Genomic DNA, 18,818 nt, shown 5'->3' on the forward strand with positions numbered 1-18,818 from the left:
CGGGAGCCGCGCCTCCAGGCCGTCCGCTCAGCGCAGGCGACGAGGCAGGTACCGCGGCACGTACCGCAGCAGCACCCCCGCACCGACCAGGCCGAGCACCCCCATCACCCCGCTCGCCAACGCGAGCGAGGCGACCGCGGTGACGCCCGAGATCAGCAGTGGCGCCGCAGCCGACCCGAAGTCCCCCGTGAAGCGCCACGCACCGAGGAACGGTGCCGGGTTCCCCCGCGGCGCGAGGTCCGCACCGAGCGTCATGAGGATGCCGCTGCCGACACCGTTGGCGAGGGACATACCGATCGCGATGCCGACGAACCACCCGACCCTCGCGTCGAGGTGCCCGCTCCAGGCGAGCAGGAAGTAGCTCACGGCGAGCCCGAGCATGCACGGCAGGGCGCTCGCGAGTCGACCCCAGCGGTCCATGATCTGCCCGCTCGTGTAGAAGAGCGCGAAGTCGACGGCACCCGCGATGCCGATGACGAGCGCGGCCGAGGCGTCGTCGAGACCGACGCTGACCGCCCAGAGCGGCAGGATCACCTGCCGTCCGGCGCGGAGCGCGCCGATGAGCGCCGCTCCGCTGCCGAGCCGTGCCAGGACGGCGCGGTTCTCGCGGATGGTGCGGAAGAGGCCGTGTGCCTCGCGTTCGACGAACTGCGCGCCCGTGTCGGTGGGCGGCTCGTCGGGGTGCCGCGCGGGTGCCGTGCGCCGTGCCGCGTCGGCCGCGTCCGGTCCGCGGGTCGCGTCCGTCCCGTCGGTCGCGCTCGTCGTGTCCGGCCTGGAGGCCCTGCTCGGCAACCGCAGACCGCGTGCGCCCGTCGCGGGGTCGCGCAGGACGAGGAGCACGACCGCCGCCGCGAGGCAGCACACCACGTGGATCCAGAAGGCGCTCTGCGTCGTGCCGGTCAGGTGGACGACGCCGGCCGAGAGGAAGGGCCCGACGAAGTAGCCGAAGCGGAACACGCCGCCGAGGCTCGACAGGGCGCGGGCCCGGATCCGCAGGGGGATCGCGGTCGTCATGTAGGCGTGCCGGGCGAGGGCGAAGACGGCGGTCGAGACACCGACCAGGAACACCCCGACGGCGAGCACCCAGGGGCTCGGTGAGACGACGCAGACGAGCAGCCCGACGACGGACACCACCGCGGCGCCGATCATCGCGTTCCGTTCACCGATCCGCCCGACCACGACGCCGGAGGGCACGTCACCGATGAGCTCGCCGACCAGGATGAGCGCGGCGACGAACCCGGCGAACGCGAGGCTCGCGCCGAGGGAGTCGGCGGCGATCGGGATGATCGGGATGATCGCTCCCTCGCCGATCGCGAAGAGCGCCGCGGGCAGGAAGCCGGACAGCAGGACGCCGCGGCGGTCGAAGGCGTCGTTCGTGGTGCTGGTCATCGTCGAGCAACGGTACGCCTGGACTCGTCGGGGGATGCGCTTACCCTGGATGCATGCGTGTACTTGCGGCGATGAGCGGTGGGGTCGACTCGGCGGTGGCCGCGGCGCGGGCCGTCGACGCCGGGCACGACGTGGTCGGTGTGCACCTGGCGCTGAGCCGGATGCCGGGCACGCTCCGCACGGGGAGCCGTGGCTGCTGCACGATCGAGGACTCGATGGACGCGCAGCGGGCAGCCTCGGCACTCGGGATCCCGTACTACGTGTGGGACTTCTCGGCGCGCTTCAAGGAGGACGTCGTCGACGACTTCGTCGCGGAGTACCAGGCCGGCCGCACCCCGAACCCCTGCATGCGGTGCAACGAGCGGATCAAGTTCGCCGCCCTGCTCGAGAAGGCGCTCGCCCTGGGCTTCGACGCCGTGTGCACCGGCCACTACGCCTCGGTAGTGACCGGGTCGGACGGCGCCCGTGAGCTGCACCGTTCGGCGGCGTGGGCGAAGGACCAGTCGTACGTGCTCGGCGTGCTGACGGCCGAGCAGCTGGAGCACGCGATGTTCCCGCTCGGTGCGACACCGTCGAAGGACGAGGTCCGTGCCGAGGCGGCGGCGCGCGGGCTGACCGTCGCGCAGAAGCCCGACTCCTACGACATCTGCTTCATCCCGGACGGGGACACCCGCGGGTGGCTGGCCGACCGCGTGGGGACCGCGCCGGGCTCGGTCGTGGAGCGCGACGGCACCGTGGTCGGCGAGCACGAGGGTGCCACGGGCTACACCGTCGGGCAGCGCCGCGGACTGCACCTCGGACGACCGGCACTGGACGGCAAGCCGCGCTTCGTGCTCGAGATCCGGCCGAAGGACAACACCGTCGTCGTCGGTCCGAAGGAGGCGCTCGACGTCCGGTCGATGGCCGGCTCGCGGTTCACCTGGGCCGGGACCGCTCCGGCCGACCCGGCGACGCCGTTCGCGTGCGACGTGCAGATCCGGGCGCACGCCGATCCGGTCCCGGCGACGGCGCGGGTGACGGACGGCGAGCTCGTGATCGACGTCGACGAGCCGCTGTCCGGTGTGGCTCCCGGTCAGACGGCCGTGGTCTACGTCGGCACCCGGGTGCTCGGGCAGTGCACGATCGACCGCACCGTCTCGGCGGTGCCCGCGACCGTCTGAGCTTGCCACCGGGGGTCGGGCAGCCGGCTGCGGCCTCGGGCGGCCGGGTGCTGCCGGGGGTCGGGCGGCTGGGGCCGGGGAGCCGGCTGCGGCCGGGGTCGGCGGTGCACGGTAGAACTGAGGCATGAGCGACACGACCCCCGACTCGGCCGACTCGACGTTCGAGACGCTGGCCCCGGCCGACCTCGACGCCGCGCAGGCCCAGCGGGAGGTCGACCGTCTCCGGGTGCGCATCGGCGAGCTGCGCGACCAGTACTACGAGGGCAACGGCTCGACGGTGTCGGACGGCGACTACGATGCGATGGTCCGTCGCCTCGATGCGATCGAGCAGCGCTTCCCGGACCTGCGCACCCCGGACAGCCCGACCCAGACCGTCGGCGGCCAGGCGCAGACGGTGCAGTTCGCGCCGGTCGAGCACGCCGAGCGCATGCTGAGCCTCGACAACGTGTTCAGCCCCGAGGAGCTGACCGAGTGGGCCGACAAGGTGCAGCGCGACGCCGGCTCCGAACGGGTCCGGTTCCTCACCGAGCTGAAGATCGACGGGCTCGCGATCAACCTGCGGTACGAGCACGGTCGCCTCGTGTCGGCGGCGACCCGTGGTGACGGCGTGGTGGGCGAGGACGTCACCGGCAACGTGCGCACCATGGGCACGATCCCCGACCGGTTGTCCGGCGAGGGACACCCGGCCATCGTCGAGGTCCGCGGCGAGATCTTCTTCCCCGTCGCGCAGTTCGACGAGCTGAACGCCCGGCAGCGCGAGGCGGGGGAGCGGGTGTTCGCGAACCCGCGCAACGCGGCTGCCGGATCGCTCCGCCAGAAGGAGGAGGGCAAGTCCGAGGCGAAGCGCGCGCTCATGGTCGACCGCCTGCGACGCCTCCGCATGCTCGTGCACGGCATCGGCGCGTGGCCGGTGCGCGAGCTCGAGCGCGACACCGAGGTGCACTCCCAGTCCGAGGTCTACGAGCTGCTGCAGACCTGGGGCCTGCCGACGAGTTCGCACTACCGGGTGTTCGACACCGTGGACGAGGTCATCGGCTTCGTGCGGACGACCGGCGAGCGTCGTGCGTCGGTCGAGCACCAGATCGACGGCGTCGTGGTGAAGGTCGACGACCTGGCCCTGCACGAGGAACTCGGCTCGACCTCCCGTGCACCGCGCTGGGCCATCGCGTACAAGTACCCGCCGGAGGAGGTCCACACGAAGCTCCTCGACGTCGTGGTCAGCGTCGGGCGGACCGGACGTGCGACGCCCTTCGCGGTGATGCAGCCGGCCGAGGTCGCGGGGTCCGTGGTGCGGCAGGCGACCCTGCACAACCAGGACGTCGTGAAGGCGAAGGGCGTCCTGATCGGCGACACCGTCGTGCTCCGCAAGGCCGGCGACGTCATCCCCGAGGTGCTCGGCCCGGTCGTCGAGCTGCGCGACGGCACCGAGCGCGAGTTCGTCATGCCCGCCGCCTGCCCGGAGTGCGGGACGCCCCTCGCACCGGCGAAGGAGGGCGACAAGGACCTCCGCTGCCCGAACGCCCGGAGCTGCCCCGCCCAGGTCCGTGGCCGGGTCGAGCACATCGCCTCGCGCGGCTCGCTCGACATCGAGGGCCTGGGCGAGGTCGCCGCCGCGGCGCTCACGCAGCCGCTGCACCCCGAGCAGCCGCCGCTCGTCACCGAGGCCGGCCTGTTCGACCTGACGATGGAGGACATCGTCCCCATCGAGGTGATCGTCCGCGACGCCGAGACCGGCATGGAGAAGTCCGACGACGACGGCACGCCGAAGCGCGTCACGCCGTTCAGCCGTGCCCGCAAGAAGACCGATCCGCCGTTCGACCCCGACGCGCGCGGAGCCGACCACACGGGCGAGCCGAGCCGCTACCCGTCGAAGAACGCCTTCGAGATGCTGGCGAACATCGAGGCCGCGAAGACCAAGCCGCTCTGGCGCATCATGGTCGGGCTCAGCATCCGGCACGTCGGCCCGGTCGCCGCACGGGCACTCGCGAACCACTTCGGGTCGCTCGACCGCATCCGGGAGGCGTCGCGCGAGGAGCTCGCGGCGGTCGACGGGGTCGGCGGGATCATCGCGGACGCCCTGCTCGACTGGTTCGCCGTGGACTGGCACCGCGAGATCATCGACCGCTGGACGGCCGCGGGGGTGCAGTTCACCACGCCGGACCACCCCGGTCCCGGCGCCGCCGTCGAGGGGGGCGTCCTCAGCGGGGTCACCGTCGTCGCGACGGGCTCGCTCGAGGGGTACACCCGTGAGGGCGCGCAGGAGGCCATCATCGCCGCCGGCGGCAAGGCTGCGTCGAGCGTCAGCAAGAAGACGGACTTCGTCGCCGCCGGTCCCGGTGCCGGGTCGAAGCTCACGAAGGCCGAGCAGCTCGGGCTCCGCATCATCGACGCGGAGCAGTTCCGCCTGCTCGTGACCGAGGGGCCCGGCGCCCTGGAGCCGGACCGGGCGGACGGACCGGAGCCGTCCGACGGCGCCGACGGCCAGGCGACCGACGACGCGGACGCAGGGAGCTGAGCAGCACGGCGGAGCGCGGCTCGCCGTGAGCGACGCGCCGTCGTCCGCGGGGGACCGTCGACGATCCGCACCCAGTTCGAGGGGCAAGTTGCACCGCGCACCCCCTCGTGAGCGCATTCTCCTTACACTCGAGAGGGCATCAATCGTCGGCTGAGGGGGTCGACGACACGGCCTTCCCGGGGAGACCTGATTGCTGCTCATCGCCGCGGCCCTGCTACTCACCGCCTCGATGCACTCGCTGGGAGTGGTCGAGGCTCCTGCCGTGCCCGTCCCGGGAGCGTCCGGCGTGGGCGTCCCGGCCGTGGCCGAGGCGCCCGTCGCGGAGGTGTCCGGGGTCCGGGACCCCGTGGCACGCGATGCTCCGCCCGGCGCCTCGACGACCGCTGCCGGCGGTCACGTCGGCCTCGAGCGGTTGGCGCGGGCGCGCGGCACGGCGTTCCTCGACGCACTCGTCGCGGTCGGTCCCGGCGACCTGGCACGCGCCGACGAGGACGATCGGGTGCTCGCGACCGCCCAGGACCGGCCACCCACCGCGGCCGCCGTCGCACGGTGGTGGGACGCGCTCGGCACCGGCGCACAGGAGCGCCTGGTCGCCCTCGCCCCCGCGGTCGTCGGCAACCTGGACGGGGTGCCGTACGACGTCCGTGACCGCGCCAACCGGACCACCCTCGCCGACGGGGTCGGCACCGACGACCAGGACTCCGACGACCAGGACTCCGATGCCCAGGACTCCGGCGCCGGGTCCGACCGTGCCGCCGCCCGCACCGCGCTGCTCGCGCAGGTCCGGGACTCCCTGCACCGCGAGTCGGGCCAGGCCCCCCGGCGCCTGATCGTCCTCGACACCCGGGGCTCGGGCCGCGCGGCGATCGCGGTGGGGGACCTCGCGACCGCCCGGGACGTGACGGTGGTCGTCCCGGGGATGTTCTTCACCGTGACCGGGCAGATGCACGACTTCACCGACACCGCGAGCGACCTGTACGACGAGCAGACCACCGTGTCGGCGCTCGCCACGACGCAGACCGCCCGAGGCGTCGCGGACCACGCGTCGAGCGGCACCGCCGTGCTCGCGTGGATGGGCTACCGGACGCCCGACATGTCCAACATCCTGTCGCTCGGACTCGCCCGCACCGGTGCCGAGCGGCTCGAACGGGTGGTCGACGGTCTCGACGCCGTCCGCGGCGACGACCGGCCCCGGTTGAACGTCGTCGCGCACTCCTACGGGTCGACGACGGCGCTGATGGCACTGTCGTCCGGCCGCATGCAGGCGGACTCGCTCACCGTGCTCGGCTCGCCGGGCAGTGCGGTGCAGACCGCCTCCGAGCTCGCGGTGGGTCCTGGCCAGGTGTACGTCGGCGACGCGCACAGCGACCCGATCGCGGGCTCCGGGTACTTCGGGACCGACCCGGGTTCGGCGGGGTTCGGGTCGACGCTCCTCGACCTCTCCACGGACACCGTCGAACCGGACGCGGGCGTGTTCCGCCGACCGGTGGGTCACAACGACTACCTCAAGCCGGGGACGGCGTCGCTGCACGACGTCGCCCTCATCGGGGTCGGTCGCGGTGACCTCGTCCGGCACCAGGCCCGGCGCGGTCAGGGTGGCGGCGGGACCGCGCAACCGGTGCCCGACATGTACCTCCTGCGACCCCAGGACCTGCAGCCCCGCGACTGAGCGGACCCGCCCCGTGGGCGATGCACGACCCTCCCTGTGGGTGATCCTGTGCGCCGCCGCAGCCCCCGACCTCCGCACGGCAGAAGCACCCCAGTCCGGGCCCGTACCGTGCCGCCATGCGTGCGATGCGGTGGTCCGGTGCCCTCACGACCTTCCTCGCCATGTCCGGCCTCGCAGGACTGCTGGTGGCGGTCGCGGTGACCCCGGCCGTGGCGGTGGCGGGCGAGGCGACGTCCGGAGCGGTGTCGTTCTTCGAGGACCTGCCGAGCTACCTCGACATCCAGACCCCGCAGCAGGTGTCCTCGGTCTACGCCACGAAGGACGGCCAGCAGGTCAAGATCGCGTCGTTCTACGCCGAGAACCGGACCGACGTCGCCTCGGACGCCATGGCGGAGTCGCTCAAGCGCGCGGCGATCGACACCGAGGACCCCCGCTTCGAGGACGAGGGCGGCATCGACGTGCTCGGGACCGTCCGCGGCGTCGCGGCGACCGTCGTCGGGGGCGACGTGCAGGGCGGTTCGAGCATCACGCAGCAGTACGTGAAGAACGTCCTCGTGCAGCAGTGCGAGCAGCTCACCGGCGCGACCGCGGCCGCCACCCAGGCCAAGGTCGCGGCGTGCTACCAGGACGCCGCCGGGGTGACACCGCAACGCAAGCTGCAGGAGATGCGCTACGCCATCGCGGTCGACAAGAAGTACACGAAGGACCAGATCCTCACCGGCTACCTGAACCTCGTCGGGCTCGGCGGCCGCGTCTACGGCGCCGAGGCGGGTGCCGAGTACTACTTCGGCGTGCACGCGAAGGACCTGTCGCTCCCGCAGTCCGCGACGCTCGTCGCCATCCTCAACAACCCGGCGAACCTGCGCATCGACGAGCCGGACGACGAGGACAACGGCGCGGCGAACGGCTACGCGGCGACGAAGACGCGGCGCGACTACGTCCTGCAGCGGATGTACGTGCACCACGACATCTCGAAGGCGCAGCTCGACCAGGCGGAGGCCACCCCGGTCACGCCGCGGATCACCGACACCGCGAACGGCTGCTCGGCCGCGGCGAGTGCGTACGACGCGGGGTACTTCTGCGACTACGTCCGCGACCAGGTGCTGCAGGACCCGGCGTTCGGCAAGACCGCCGCGGAGCGCATCGAGACCCTCGACACGAAGGGCCTCGAGATCCACACGTCGCTCGACCTCGACCTGCAGGCCCAGGCCCAGTCCGCACTCTCGTCCTACGTGCCCGCGACGATGACCGGTGTCGACCTCGGCGGCACGAACGTCACCGTCCAGCCCGGCACCGGACGCGTGCTGTCGATGGTGCAGAACACGACGTACACGCAGCGCGACAACGCCGGCCCCGGTGCGACGGCCATCGACTACAACGCGGACACGGCCTACGGCAACTCCGGGGGGTTCCAGACCGGCTCGACCTACAAGGTCTTCACCCTGGCCGAGTGGCTGGCGTCCGGGCACACGCTGTCGGAGTCGGTGCCGACTGGCGAGCACCTGTTCCAGCAGTCCGAGTTCACGAACTCGTGCGAGGCACTCGGCGGGTCCCCCTGGCCCGTCTCGAACGCCGAGACCGTCCCGGCGAGCATGAGCGTCCAGGCGGCGACCTCGGAGTCGATCAACACCGCGTTCGGCGCGATGGCGAAGCAGCTCGACCTCTGCAAGATCAAGGACCTCGCGCAGGCCATGGGCATCCACCAGGCGGACGGCTCGGCCCCGGCGTCGAACCCGGCGTCCGTGCTCGGCACGAACCCGCTCTCGCCGATCGACCTGGCCGAGGCGTACGCCGGCTTCGCGAACGGCGGCGTCGTGTGCACGCCGACCGTCATCGACTCGGTGCGCGAGGCCGACGGCGCGACGGTCACGCCCACGCCGTCCAGCTGCACCCGGGGCGTCTCCGCCGAGGTCGCCGGGACGGTCGACCACGCACTGCAGGGCGTCCTGACCGGCAGCGGCACCGCGGCCTCGGCGAACCCCGGTGACAGCACCCCGAAGTTCGCCAAGACCGGCACGACCGACGCCGACACGCAGAACTGGCTCGTCACGTCGAGCACGAAGTACACCAACGCGACGTGGATCGGCAACGTCAGGGGGCTCGTCGGTCTCGCGAACACGTCCTTCCCGCAGGGCACGACCGGGTACAGCGCGAAGTTCGGCGTCGGCCGCTCGATGATGTCGTGGCTCGACCAGCGCTACGGCGGGGGAGCGCTGCCCGAGCCCGACCCGGCGATGATCGGCTCGACGCCGCGGTCCGTCGACGGTTCGGCCTCGGACGCGGCGACGAGCGGGGACCAGGCGACGCCGGGGACGAGCGCCCAGGCGCCCGCCGCGCCGGGATCGTCCACCGCGGACACGACCGGCGGCACGACGACGGGCGCGCCCGCACCGGGCGGGGCAGCCGGGGCCGGCTCGCAGCCGGGCGCGGGTGCCGACGCGACGTCGACCGGGACGGGCACCGGCGGCGGCGCGCAGGGCACCGGAACGGGCGAGGCGACCCAGCAGCCACCGTCGCACGGGTAGGCGGCGACGGCGAGCACGCGACGGGCTGGAGGCCCGGTGCCGGTCCGCCGGACCGGCACCGGGCCTGGCGTACCGGTTCTCCACAGCCCCGGTGACCGTGGTGCCGCCGCTGGACGCGGCCAATAGACTGGTGCGCATTCCACGAACCGATCGACGGAGCACCATGCCTGACATCACGAGCGAGCAGGTCGCCCACCTGGCGAACCTCGCACGTATCGCACTCACGCCCGACGAGATCGAGAAGCTGACCGGGGAGCTGTCGCACATCGTCGAGAGCGTCGCCAAGGTCGCCGAGGTCGCGACCGACGACGTCCCGGCGACGAGCCACCCGGTGCCGCTCGGCAACGTCACCCGACCCGACGTGGTGGGGCAGACGCTGACCCAGGAGCAGGCGCTCTCCGGCGCGCCCGACTCCGACGGCGAACGGTTCCGCGTGACGGCAATCCTGGGAGAAGAGCAGTGACCGACGACCTGACCCGCCTCAGCGCGGCCGCCCTCGCCGACGCCCTGGTGGCGCGCGACGTCTCGAGCGTCGAGGCCACGCAGGCCCACCTCGACCGGATCGCAGCGGTCGACGGCGACGTGCACGCGTTCCTGCACGTCAACGAGAACGCCCTGGCGGCAGCGCGGTCGATCGACTCGCGTCGCGCCGCGGGCGACGACCTCGGCGCGCTCGCCGGTGTGCCGATCGCGATCAAGGACGTCCTGTGCACGCAGGACATGCCGACCACCTCGGGGTCGAAGATCCTCGAGGGCTGGCGGCCGCCCTACGACGCCACCCCGGTCGCGAAGCTCCGCGCCGCCGGCCTCGTGCCGCTCGGCAAGACCAACATGGACGAGTTCGCGATGGGCTCGACGACCGAGTTCTCGGCGTACGGTCCGACGCGCAACCCGTGGGACCTCGACCGGATCCCGGGCGGCTCCGGCGGGGGATCGGCGGCAGCGGTCGCCGCGCACGAGGCACCCTTCGCCCTCGGCTCCGACACCGGTGGCTCGATCCGCCAGCCGGGTGCCGTCACGGGCACGGTCGGTGTGAAGCCGACCTACGGCGGGGTCAGCCGGTACGGCGCGATCGCACTCGCGTCGTCGCTCGACCAGATCGGTCCGGTGTCCCGCACGGTCCTCGACGCCGCGCTGCTGCACGACGTCATCGGCGGGCACGACCCGAAGGACTCGACGTCGATCCCTGACGCCTGGCCGTCGATGGCCGCCGCTGCGCGCGAGGGCCTGCAGGCCGACACGCTCCGCGGGCTCAAGGTCGGCGTCGTCAAGGAGCTCGCGGGGGGCGAGGGCTTCCAGGCCGGCGTCACGCAGCGCTTCCAGGAGACGGTCGCGATCCTCGAGCAGGCGGGCGCCGAGGTCGTCGAGATCGACGCGCCGTCGTTCGCGTACGCGATCAGCGCGTACTACCTGATCCTGCCGGCCGAGGCGTCGTCGAACCTCGCGAAGTTCGACTCGGTGCGCTTCGGCCTGCGCGTCACGCCCGAGAACGGTGCGACCGTCGAGGACGTCATGGCCGCGACGCGTGAAGCGGGCTTCGGCCCCGAGGTCAAGCGCCGCATCATCCTCGGCACCTACGCGCTGAGCGCCGGCTACTACGACGCCTACTACGGGTCCGCGCAGAAGGTCCGCACCCTGGTGCAGCGCGACTTCGCGGCGGCGTTCGACCAGGTCGACCTGCTCATCAGCCCGTCGGCGCCGACGACCGCCTTCCCGCTGGGGGAGCGCCTCGACGACCCGCTGTCGATGTACCTCAACGACCTCACGACGATCCCGGCGAACCTCGCCGGCGTGCCCGGCATGAGCATCCCGAACGGCCTCGCGCCCGAGGACTCGCTGCCGACCGGTGTGCAGCTCATGGCGCCGCAGCGCGAGGACGCCCGCCTCTACCGGTACGGCGCCGCGCTCGAGCGCCTGCTCGAGCAGCAGTGGGGCCGCCCGCTCATCGACAGCATCCCGGACCTCGACCAGTCTCAGCAGTCCGCTGCGCAGGAAGGTGTGATCTGATGGCGCAGAAGGACGCGCTGATGGACTTCGACGAGGCGCTCGAGCGCTTCGAGCCGGTGCTCGGCTTCGAGGTCCACGTCGAACTCGCGACGAAGACCAAGATGTTCTCGGACGCCCCGAACTTCTTCGGTGGCGAGCCCAACACGAACGTGACCCCGGTCGACCTCGGGCTGCCCGGGTCGCTGCCGGTCGTCAACGAGCAGGCCGTGCGCTACTCGATCCAGCTCGGGCTCGCGCTCGGCTGCTCGATCGCGGAGTCCTCGCGGTTCGCCCGGAAGAACTACTACTACCCGGACAACCCGAAGAACTACCAGATCTCGCAGTACGACGAGCCGATCGCGTTCGAGGGTGAGGTCGAGGTCGAGCTCGCCGACGGCACCATCTTCCAGGTGCCGATCGAGCGCGCCCACATGGAGGAGGACGCGGGCAAGCTGACGCACGTCGGTGGTGCCACCGGTCGCATCCAGGGCGCCGAGTACTCGCTCGTCGACTACAACCGCGCCGGCGTCCCGCTCGTCGAGATCGTCACCAAGCCGATCTTCGGCGCGAAGGACCGTGCTCCCGAGCTCGGCGCCGCGTACGTCCAGGTCATCCGTGACCTGGTCCGCGCGCTCGGCGTCTCCGAGGCCCGCATGGAGCGCGGCAACCTGCGCTGCGACGCGAACATCTCGCTGCGCCCCTGGGGTCAGGAGAAGCTGGGTACCCGCACCGAGACGAAGAACGTCAACTCGTTCCGCGCCGTCGAGCGCGCCATCCGCTACGAGATCCAGCGCCAGGCCGCGATCCTCGCCGCGGGTGGCACGATCACGCAGGAGACGCGGCACTGGCACGAGGACACCGGGCGCACCTCGGCCGGCCGCCCGAAGTCGGACGCCGACGACTACCGCTACTTCCCGGAGCCCGACCTGCTGCCGGTCGTGCCGGACCCCGCGGTCATCGAGGAACTCCGGGCATCCCTGCCCGAGGCGCCCGTCGCACGTCGCCGCCGTCTCAAGGGGGACTGGGGCTTCAGCGACCTCGAGTTCCAGGACGTCGTCAACGGCGGGCTGCTCGACGAGGTCGAGGCGACGGTCGCCGCCGGTGCCTCCCCGCAGGCCGCGCGCAAGTGGTGGACGGGCGAGATCAGCCGCGTCGCGAACGCGCAGGACGCCGCAGCGGGTGACCTCGTGTCGCCGCAGCACGTCGCCGAGACGATCGCGCTCGTCGAGTCCGGTGACCTGACCGACCGTCTGGCGCGCCAGGTGCTCGAGGGGGTCATCGCGGGCGAGGGGTCGCCGGCGCAGGTCGTCGAGGCCCGTGGGCTCAAGGTCGTCTCCGACGACTCGGCCCTCACCGCAGCGGTCGACCAGGCGCTCGCCGCCCAGCCGGACGTCCTCGCCAAGATCCAGGACGGCAAGGTCCAGGCAGCCGGCGCGATCATCGGCGCGGTCATGAAGGCGATGCAGGGACAGGCCGACGCGGCCCGCGTCCGCGAGCTGGTCCTGGAGCGCGCGCAGCAGTCGTAGCGTCCGTCGCGGCACCGACCGGACCGGACCAACCTGGGGACGTGTCAGCGACCCGGTGACAGGATGGGTCGTGACCGCAACGATCCGCGCCATCGGGACCGCCGTCCCCGACACCACCCTCGACCAGGGTTCGGTGCGTGACCTGTTCGCCGGGCAGCCCGGCCTCGGCCGCCTCGGCGCACGGATCGTGCCCGCGGCGTTCGACGCATCCGCCGTGGAGCACCGGCACACGGTGATCGAGGAGCTCGACGCCTCGCGGCCCGGCGGCCTCTTCCGACAGGACTCCGGAACGCTCGTCTCACCGTCCACCGGCACACGCAACGACCGCTACCGGGACCTCGCTCCGGCGCTCTTCGTCGCGGCCGCCCGTGACGCCGTCGAGCGCGCCGGGGTGGCACCGGACCACGTCACCCACCTGGTGACCGTCTCGTGCACGGGGTTCACGCAGCCCGGACCGGACATCGACGTCGTCGACCAGCTCGGACTGCCCGCCGGGGTGTTCCGACACCACATCGGCTTCATGGGGTGCTGCGCCGCCTTCCCGGCGCTGCGGATCGCGGCGGCCTTCGCCGAGGCGGACCCCGACGCGGTCGTGCTCGTCGTCTGCGCGGAACTCTGCACCCTGCACGTCCGCGCGTCGGACGACCCGGACCAGATCGTCGCGAACAGCGTCTTCGGCGACGGCGCGGCGGCAGCGGTCGTCGCGGCGGGCGGGCCGGGCCTGCGCATCGAGCGGTTCGCGACGGCGACGGTGCCCGAGGGTGCGTCCGAGATGGCGTGGAACATCGGTGACGAGGGCTTCGAGATGGTGCTCTCCACCGCCGTCCCGAAGCTCGTCGGTGTGCACGTGCCGGCTGCCGTCACCGCGCTGCTCGGCGAGGGCGAGACCTTTGCCGACGTGCCGGTGTGGGCGGTGCACCCCGGTGGACGGGCGATCCTGGACCGGGCGCAGGACGCCCTCGAGCTGCCCGACGGCGCGGTCGCGTCGAGCCGCGCCGTGCTCCGCGACCACGGCAACATGTCGAGCGCGACGGTGCTCTTCGTGCTCCGCGACGCCGTCGAGCAGGGCCTCGCGCCCGGATCGCCGGTCGCGGCCGTCGCGTTCGGTCCCGGGCTGACGGTGGAGAGCGCGAGGCTCACGGCGGTCGAGGCGTGACGGACCGGCCACGGACCGTGCGCGGCACGGACGGCGGACGTGAGCCCGGCGCCCGAGCGGTCGACCTCCGACAGCGGGACACGGTCCTGCAGGAGCTGATGGACGACCCCGGGTGCGACCCGCGGGTGCTCGACCGGACGTTCCGGCGGTTCGCCGTGGTGAACGCGCTGGTCAGCGGGTGGCGGGCGGTCTGGCGGACGCACGTCGTCCCCGCGCTGCCACCGAGCGGTCGTGCGCGGGTGCTCGACCTCGGCTGCGGTGGCGGCGACCTGGCACGCTCGCTCGTGCGGTGGGCGGGCAGTGACGGGCTCTCGCTCGAGGTCGTCGGGGTCGACCCGGACGACCGCGCCATCGCTGCAGCCCGACGATCGACAGCGCGCGGGGTGACCTTCCGGCAGGCGTCGAGCACGGACCTCGTCGCCGCGGGGGAGCGGTTCGACGTCGTCGTGTCGAACCACGTGCTGCACCACCTGGACGACGACGCCCGAGCGGCCTTCCTGTCGGACTCCGAGCAGCTGGCCACCGGTCGGAGCCTCCACTCGGACATCCGTCGGTCGCGGCAGGCCTACCGCGCGTACGCGCTGGCATCCCCGCTCGTGTCCGCCGGGACGTTCGTCCGGGTGGACGGGCTCCGCTCCATCCGCCGGTCGTTCACCGTGCCGGAGCTGCAGGAGGCGCTCCCCGCGGGGTGGAGGGCCGAGCGGGCGGCGCCGCACCGTGTGCTCGCGGTCCGCGACGCGTAACGCTCGCGAAACAGCCGCTGCGGGACGCTCGACCCGTGACTCCCTCGCTGTTCCGCCGCGCTGCGCGCGACGCCGTCCTGCTGACCTCGATCATCGCGGCGTCGGCCGCACTGACCGCGTGTGCGGGCACTGCCCCTCCGCCGGACGATCGCGCGACCGCCGGGGCCGGTGAACGGTGGTCCGCCTGCATGCGCGGGAAGGGCTACGACGTCGAGGACGTCACCGACCGTCAGGCCGAGTCCGGTCTGTCGAAGGTACCCTCGGGAGCCGACGAAGCGGCGTTCTCGGAGGCAGCGGGAGCCTGCTCGACGGCAGTGGGGATCCCGCGTGCGGACGAGGCGCAGCTGCGGGAGTGGGATCGCCAGTACGAGGCCGCGGACGCCTGCATCCGCGAGCGCGGCTACCCGGACTTCCCCGGACAGCACGGCAGCGGCCGGTTCGACCGTGAGGACGAGCCGGAGTTCACGGAGGTGGCATCGGCGTGCCTCCGGGAGTTCGCGCCGGACGTCCAGCAGATCACGGTCCCGCCGCCCGGCGACTGAGCACCGAGCGGCGGGACCGGACCTGCGACGCGGCCGGTGCTACGGACGCAGCAGCACCTTGATCGCGCGCCGCTCGTCCATCGCCGCGTACGCCTCGGCGGCCTGGTCGAGGGGCAGCTCGAGGTCGAACACCCGGCCCGGCTCGATCGTCCGCGAGAGCACGTCGGGCAGCAGCTCCTCGATGTACGCGCGGGCGGGGGCCATCCCGCCACCCACGGTGATGTTCTTCGCGAACAGGAAGGGCATCGGCAGCTCGGGTGCACCCGCGGGGACCCCGACGTAGCCGACGTTGCCGCCGGGGCGGACGACCCGCAGCGCCTGGTCCATGCTCTCCGCGGTACCGACGGCCTCGAGGGCGCAGTCGGCGAGCTCCCCGCCGAGCAGTTCGCGCACGGCGGCGATGCCCTCCTCGCCGCGGGTCTCGACGACGTCGGTCGCCCCGAACTCCCGCGCCAGTGCCTGGCGGTCTGCGTGCCGGCTCATCGCGATGATCCGCTCGGCACCCAGGCGCGCGGCGGCGAGCACCGCGGACAGGCCGACCGCGCCGTCGCCGACGACCACGACCGTCTTCCCCGGGCCGACCTCGGCCGACACGGCGGCGTGGTGTCCCGTCGAGAAGACGTCGGAGAGCGTGAGGAGCGACGGCACGAGGTCGTCGTCCACCGGGCCCGGGACCTTCACGAGCGTCGCCGCGGCGTCGGGCACCCGGACGTACTCCGACTGGGCGCCGCCGATGGGGTGGCCGTACGCGTCGGTCGTGCCGCCGAAGATCGAGCTGTGCTCGCAGCCGCTCGTCATGCCGTGCGTGCACGCCTGGCAGGTGCCGTCGTTCGTCGTGAACGGCGCGATGACGAAGTCGCCGGCGGACAGGCCCGTGACGTCGGCGCCGACGGACTCGACGACGCCCACGAACTCGTGCCCGATGGTGTGGGCCTGCTCGGTCCCGCGGACGCCGCGGTACGGCCAGAGGTCCGATCCGCAGACGCAGGACGCGGTCACCTTGACGACGGCGTCGGTGGGCTCGATGAGGACGGGGGTGTCGCGCTCCTCGACGCGGATGTCGCGAGGGGCGTGGATGACGGTTGCGCGCACGGTGTGGCCTTCCGATCGGGGGTGGACGCGGCGCGTACCGTGACGCGCCAGGGTGCCGGCGCCGTTGCGGGACCCGTCGACACTACGCTTCCCGGGTGGACGACGACCGGTACGGCAGTGACGTGCTCTCGGGCGACTGGCGCTCGAAGGGCGTCAAGAAGGTGCGGCAGGTGCCGCTCGAACGCGACATGGTGCTCGAGGACCCCGACTCCGGGTGGGCGGGCGCCGTCGTCGGGCTCGAGGCGGGCAACGTCGCCCTGGAGGACTGGAAGGGTCGCACCCGCGCCTTCCCCTTCACCGGGCAGTTCCTGCTCGAGGGCGAACTCGTCACCCTCGGTCGTCCGCAGGCGCCGGTCGGTCGCTCCGCCGCGGCTGCACCCCCGGCTCGCGCCGCCGGTGCGGACGGGAGGCCCGGGACCGCGGCCGCCGTGCGGCACACGACCGACGGTGGTCGCCTCCGGACCGCGTCGGGTTCGTTCGCCGTCGAGCAGCAGCGGGCACGAGTGGCGCTGCCCTCGCGGATCATGGTCGAGGGCAGGCACGACGCCGAGCTCGTGGAGAAGGTCTGGGGCGCCGACCTCCGTGTCGAGGGCGTCGTCGTCGAGTACCTGGAGGGCGTCGACAACCTGGCCGACGTGCTCGACGAGTTCCGGCCCACCCGAGAGCGTCGCGTCGGGGTGCTCGTCGACCACCTCGTCCCGGGGTCGAAGGAGTCCCGGTTCGCCGACGCCGTGATGCGCGGGAAGTGGGGCGCGCACGTCCTCGTCGTCGGGCACCCGTTCGTCGACGTCTGGCAGTCGGTGAAGCCGGCGCGCCTCGGGCTCGAGGCGTGGCCGACGATCCCGCGCTCGATCGAGTGGAAGAAGGGCATCCTGCAGCACCTCGGGTGGCCCGCGGCGGAGCAGGCCGACGTCGCCCGTGCATGGCAGCGGATCCTCGGGCAGGTCCGGACCTTCAACGACCTGGAGCCACAGCTGCTCGGGCGCGTCGAGGAGCTCATCGACTTCGTGACCGAGCCGCGGGCCTGAGCACGGCACCACCCGGGGCCGGATCGACCGAGGCGGGGCCGACCCGCGCCTCCCGTCCGTCCCGTTCGCCGAGCGGGCGGAACCGGCGGGGGCGGACCACCCCTGCTGCCGTTCCTTCCCGCTCGCCGGCGCCCGCGTCCGGCGGCCATCGCGAGCGGGCGGATCGCGTACTCCCGCGCCCGGTCCGGTCGCCGGTTCCTTCCCGCTCGCCGGCCCCCGCGTCCGGCGACCATCGCGAGCGGGCGGATCGCGTACTCCCGCGCCCGGTCCGGTCGCCGGTTCCGCCCGTTCGCCGGCCCCCGCGTCCGGCGACCATCGCGAGCGGGCGGATCGCGTACTCCCGCGCCCGGTCCGGTCGCCGGTCCCGCCCGCTCGCGCGACGTGTCCGCTCGCGCGTCCGGTACCGAGCGCGAGAGGGCGGAACGCGCAGGTCCGCGCAGGGCTGCTCGGCCGTTCCGCCCGCTCGCCGGGTGGTGCCGGACGCTCACCCGAGCGGGCGGAACTCGCACCTGCGCGACCGGTCCGGCAGGCGTTTCCGCCCGCTCGCGGCACACCTGGCCGCTCGCCGCACCGCGCCGGGCCGACGAGGGGGCGGAACGTGCGGGCCGCTCGGCGAGCGCGGCGCGTTTCCGCCCGCTCGGGCGCGCTCCGGGGGCAACCGCGCCGCGCGGCCTACTGTTGAGGGATGGACGGCATCGACGGTCGCGTGCGGAGCGCGGTCGACGTGTGGTTGCGCTGGCTGCCGCGCTGGCAGATCGGGACCGCCCGCCCGCGGACGCGGATCTGCCGGAAGTGCACCGGTTCTCCGATCGCCTCGGCAGCGGGCTTCGGCCCGGACGTGCCGCACGCCGTCCAGCACGCGTTGATCGGTCGGATCTCGACCATCGTCGAGGACGCCGTCGACGAGTACACCGCGAAGAACCTCCCGCTGCTGCACCGTGAGCTCGAACGGGCCGCCGCGCGGAAGCGGCACGCGGGCTACCAGCCGACCGAGGGCCTGTCGCCGGAGTTCCAGGGACTCGACGTGGACCCGGAGCCGTCGCCCGGGGAGCCGTTCCTGTTCACCCTCGACGAGATGACCGGCACGGGGGCGGGGGAACAGACGCCGCGCGAACCGCTGTCCGACGAGGCGAAGGCCGCACTGCGGCACGAGATCGCCCTGTCCGACGAGTGTGCGCGCGCCACGGGGACGGCCGTGTGCCTGGCCCTCGTCGAGCACCGTCCGCGGATCGCCGAGGCCGTCGAACGCCTGGTCGAACCGCAGATCGCGGCGCTCGTGTCCGACATGTTCCGCGGGTTCGACCTGCCGGAGGAGAACGGTCGCCCCGGGCTGTTCTGAGCGCGGGCCCCGGCAGGACTGGGTCACGACGGGCAGCGTCACGACGGACTGGGTCACGACGGGCAGGGCAACGACGGCGCAGGGTCACGACGGGGTGGGTGCGACGACCGGGCGGGGGTCACGAGCAGCGCTCCGACCGCGCGAGAAT

At 73.1% G+C, this 18,818-nt stretch carries 14 protein-coding genes; 12 read left to right on the forward strand and 2 right to left on the reverse strand.

Going from position 1 to position 18,818, the window contains the following annotated elements; all coding sequences use genetic code 11:
- Nucleotides 1–27 precede the first annotated feature (27 nt).
- Entirely contained in the window at nt 28–1,389 is a 1,362-nt protein-coding gene (locus tag NI26_RS04420; protein ID WP_066652930.1) for an MFS transporter, read from the reverse strand.
- A gap of 53 nt (nt 1,390–1,442) precedes the next feature.
- Between NI26_RS04420 and mnmA the strand changes: the two genes are divergently transcribed.
- From mnmA to NI26_RS04470, 10 genes are all read left to right on the forward strand, one after another.
- On the forward strand, nt 1,443–2,549 hold the full coding sequence (mnmA, locus tag NI26_RS04425) for a tRNA 2-thiouridine(34) synthase MnmA (RefSeq protein ID WP_081984712.1): 1,107 nt from the start codon (nt 1,443–1,445) through the stop codon (nt 2,547–2,549).
- Nucleotides 2,550–2,673: 124 nt separating this feature from the next.
- Entirely contained in the window at nt 2,674–5,064 is a 2,391-nt protein-coding gene (gene ligA, locus NI26_RS04430; RefSeq protein ID WP_144411250.1) for an NAD-dependent DNA ligase LigA, read from the forward strand.
- Between the two features lie 262 nt (nt 5,065–5,326).
- Entirely contained in the window at nt 5,327–6,733 is a 1,407-nt protein-coding gene (locus tag NI26_RS04435) for an alpha/beta hydrolase (RefSeq protein ID WP_158407735.1), read from the forward strand.
- 116 nt (nt 6,734–6,849) lie between these two features.
- The gene (locus NI26_RS04440; protein WP_066652939.1) at nt 6,850–9,258 is read left to right on the forward strand and encodes a transglycosylase domain-containing protein; all 2,409 of its coding nucleotides are present in this window, start codon (nt 6,850–6,852) and stop codon (nt 9,256–9,258) included.
- A gap of 163 nt (nt 9,259–9,421) precedes the next feature.
- Nucleotides 9,422–9,721, forward strand: a complete 300-nt coding sequence (gene gatC / locus NI26_RS04445; protein WP_058728900.1) for an Asp-tRNA(Asn)/Glu-tRNA(Gln) amidotransferase subunit GatC — start codon at nt 9,422–9,424, stop codon at nt 9,719–9,721.
- A complete protein-coding gene (gene gatA, locus NI26_RS04450) occupies nt 9,718–11,265 on the forward strand; it encodes an Asp-tRNA(Asn)/Glu-tRNA(Gln) amidotransferase subunit GatA (RefSeq protein ID WP_066652941.1) in 1,548 nt (515 codons plus the stop codon). Before gatC ends, gatA begins: the two co-directional genes overlap by 4 nt.
- Nucleotides 11,265–12,770: an Asp-tRNA(Asn)/Glu-tRNA(Gln) amidotransferase subunit GatB gene (gene gatB / locus NI26_RS04455; RefSeq protein WP_066652943.1), complete on the forward strand. Its 1,506-nt coding sequence runs from the start codon at nt 11,265–11,267 to the stop codon at nt 12,768–12,770. Before gatA ends, gatB begins: the two co-directional genes overlap by 1 nt.
- A gap of 70 nt (nt 12,771–12,840) precedes the next feature.
- Nucleotides 12,841–13,926: a type III polyketide synthase gene (locus tag NI26_RS04460; protein ID WP_066652945.1), complete on the forward strand. Its 1,086-nt coding sequence runs from the start codon at nt 12,841–12,843 to the stop codon at nt 13,924–13,926.
- Nucleotides 13,923–14,669: a methyltransferase domain-containing protein gene (locus NI26_RS04465; RefSeq protein ID WP_268746770.1), complete on the forward strand. Its 747-nt coding sequence runs from the start codon at nt 13,923–13,925 to the stop codon at nt 14,667–14,669. The genes NI26_RS04460 and NI26_RS04465 overlap by 4 nt, the downstream gene beginning before the upstream one ends.
- A gap of 35 nt (nt 14,670–14,704) precedes the next feature.
- A complete protein-coding gene (locus NI26_RS04470; protein ID WP_066652955.1) occupies nt 14,705–15,211 on the forward strand; it encodes a hypothetical protein in 507 nt (168 codons plus the stop codon).
- Between the two features lie 39 nt (nt 15,212–15,250).
- Here the strand turns inward: NI26_RS04470 and NI26_RS04475 are convergent, their stop codons facing one another.
- Complete coding sequence (locus NI26_RS04475) at nt 15,251–16,303, reverse strand: zinc-dependent alcohol dehydrogenase family protein (RefSeq protein ID WP_066652958.1); 1,053 nt, start codon at nt 16,301–16,303, stop codon at nt 15,251–15,253.
- A 95-nt stretch (nt 16,304–16,398) separates the two neighbouring features.
- Here NI26_RS04475 and NI26_RS04480 point away from each other — a divergent pair, with 95 nt between their 5' ends.
- Both NI26_RS04480 and NI26_RS04485 read left to right on the forward strand, forming a co-directional pair.
- Nucleotides 16,399–17,331, forward strand: a complete 933-nt coding sequence (locus NI26_RS04480; protein WP_066652969.1) for a DUF3097 domain-containing protein — start codon at nt 16,399–16,401, stop codon at nt 17,329–17,331.
- A gap of 685 nt (nt 17,332–18,016) precedes the next feature.
- On the forward strand, nt 18,017–18,670 hold the full coding sequence (locus NI26_RS04485; protein ID WP_066652971.1) for a spermidine/putrescine ABC transporter substrate-binding protein: 654 nt from the start codon (nt 18,017–18,019) through the stop codon (nt 18,668–18,670).
- Nucleotides 18,671–18,818 lie beyond the last annotated feature (148 nt).

Origin of the sequence: Curtobacterium sp. MR_MD2014, assembly GCF_000772085.1 — a bacterium.
GTDB lineage: Bacteria > Actinomycetota > Actinomycetes > Actinomycetales > Microbacteriaceae > Curtobacterium.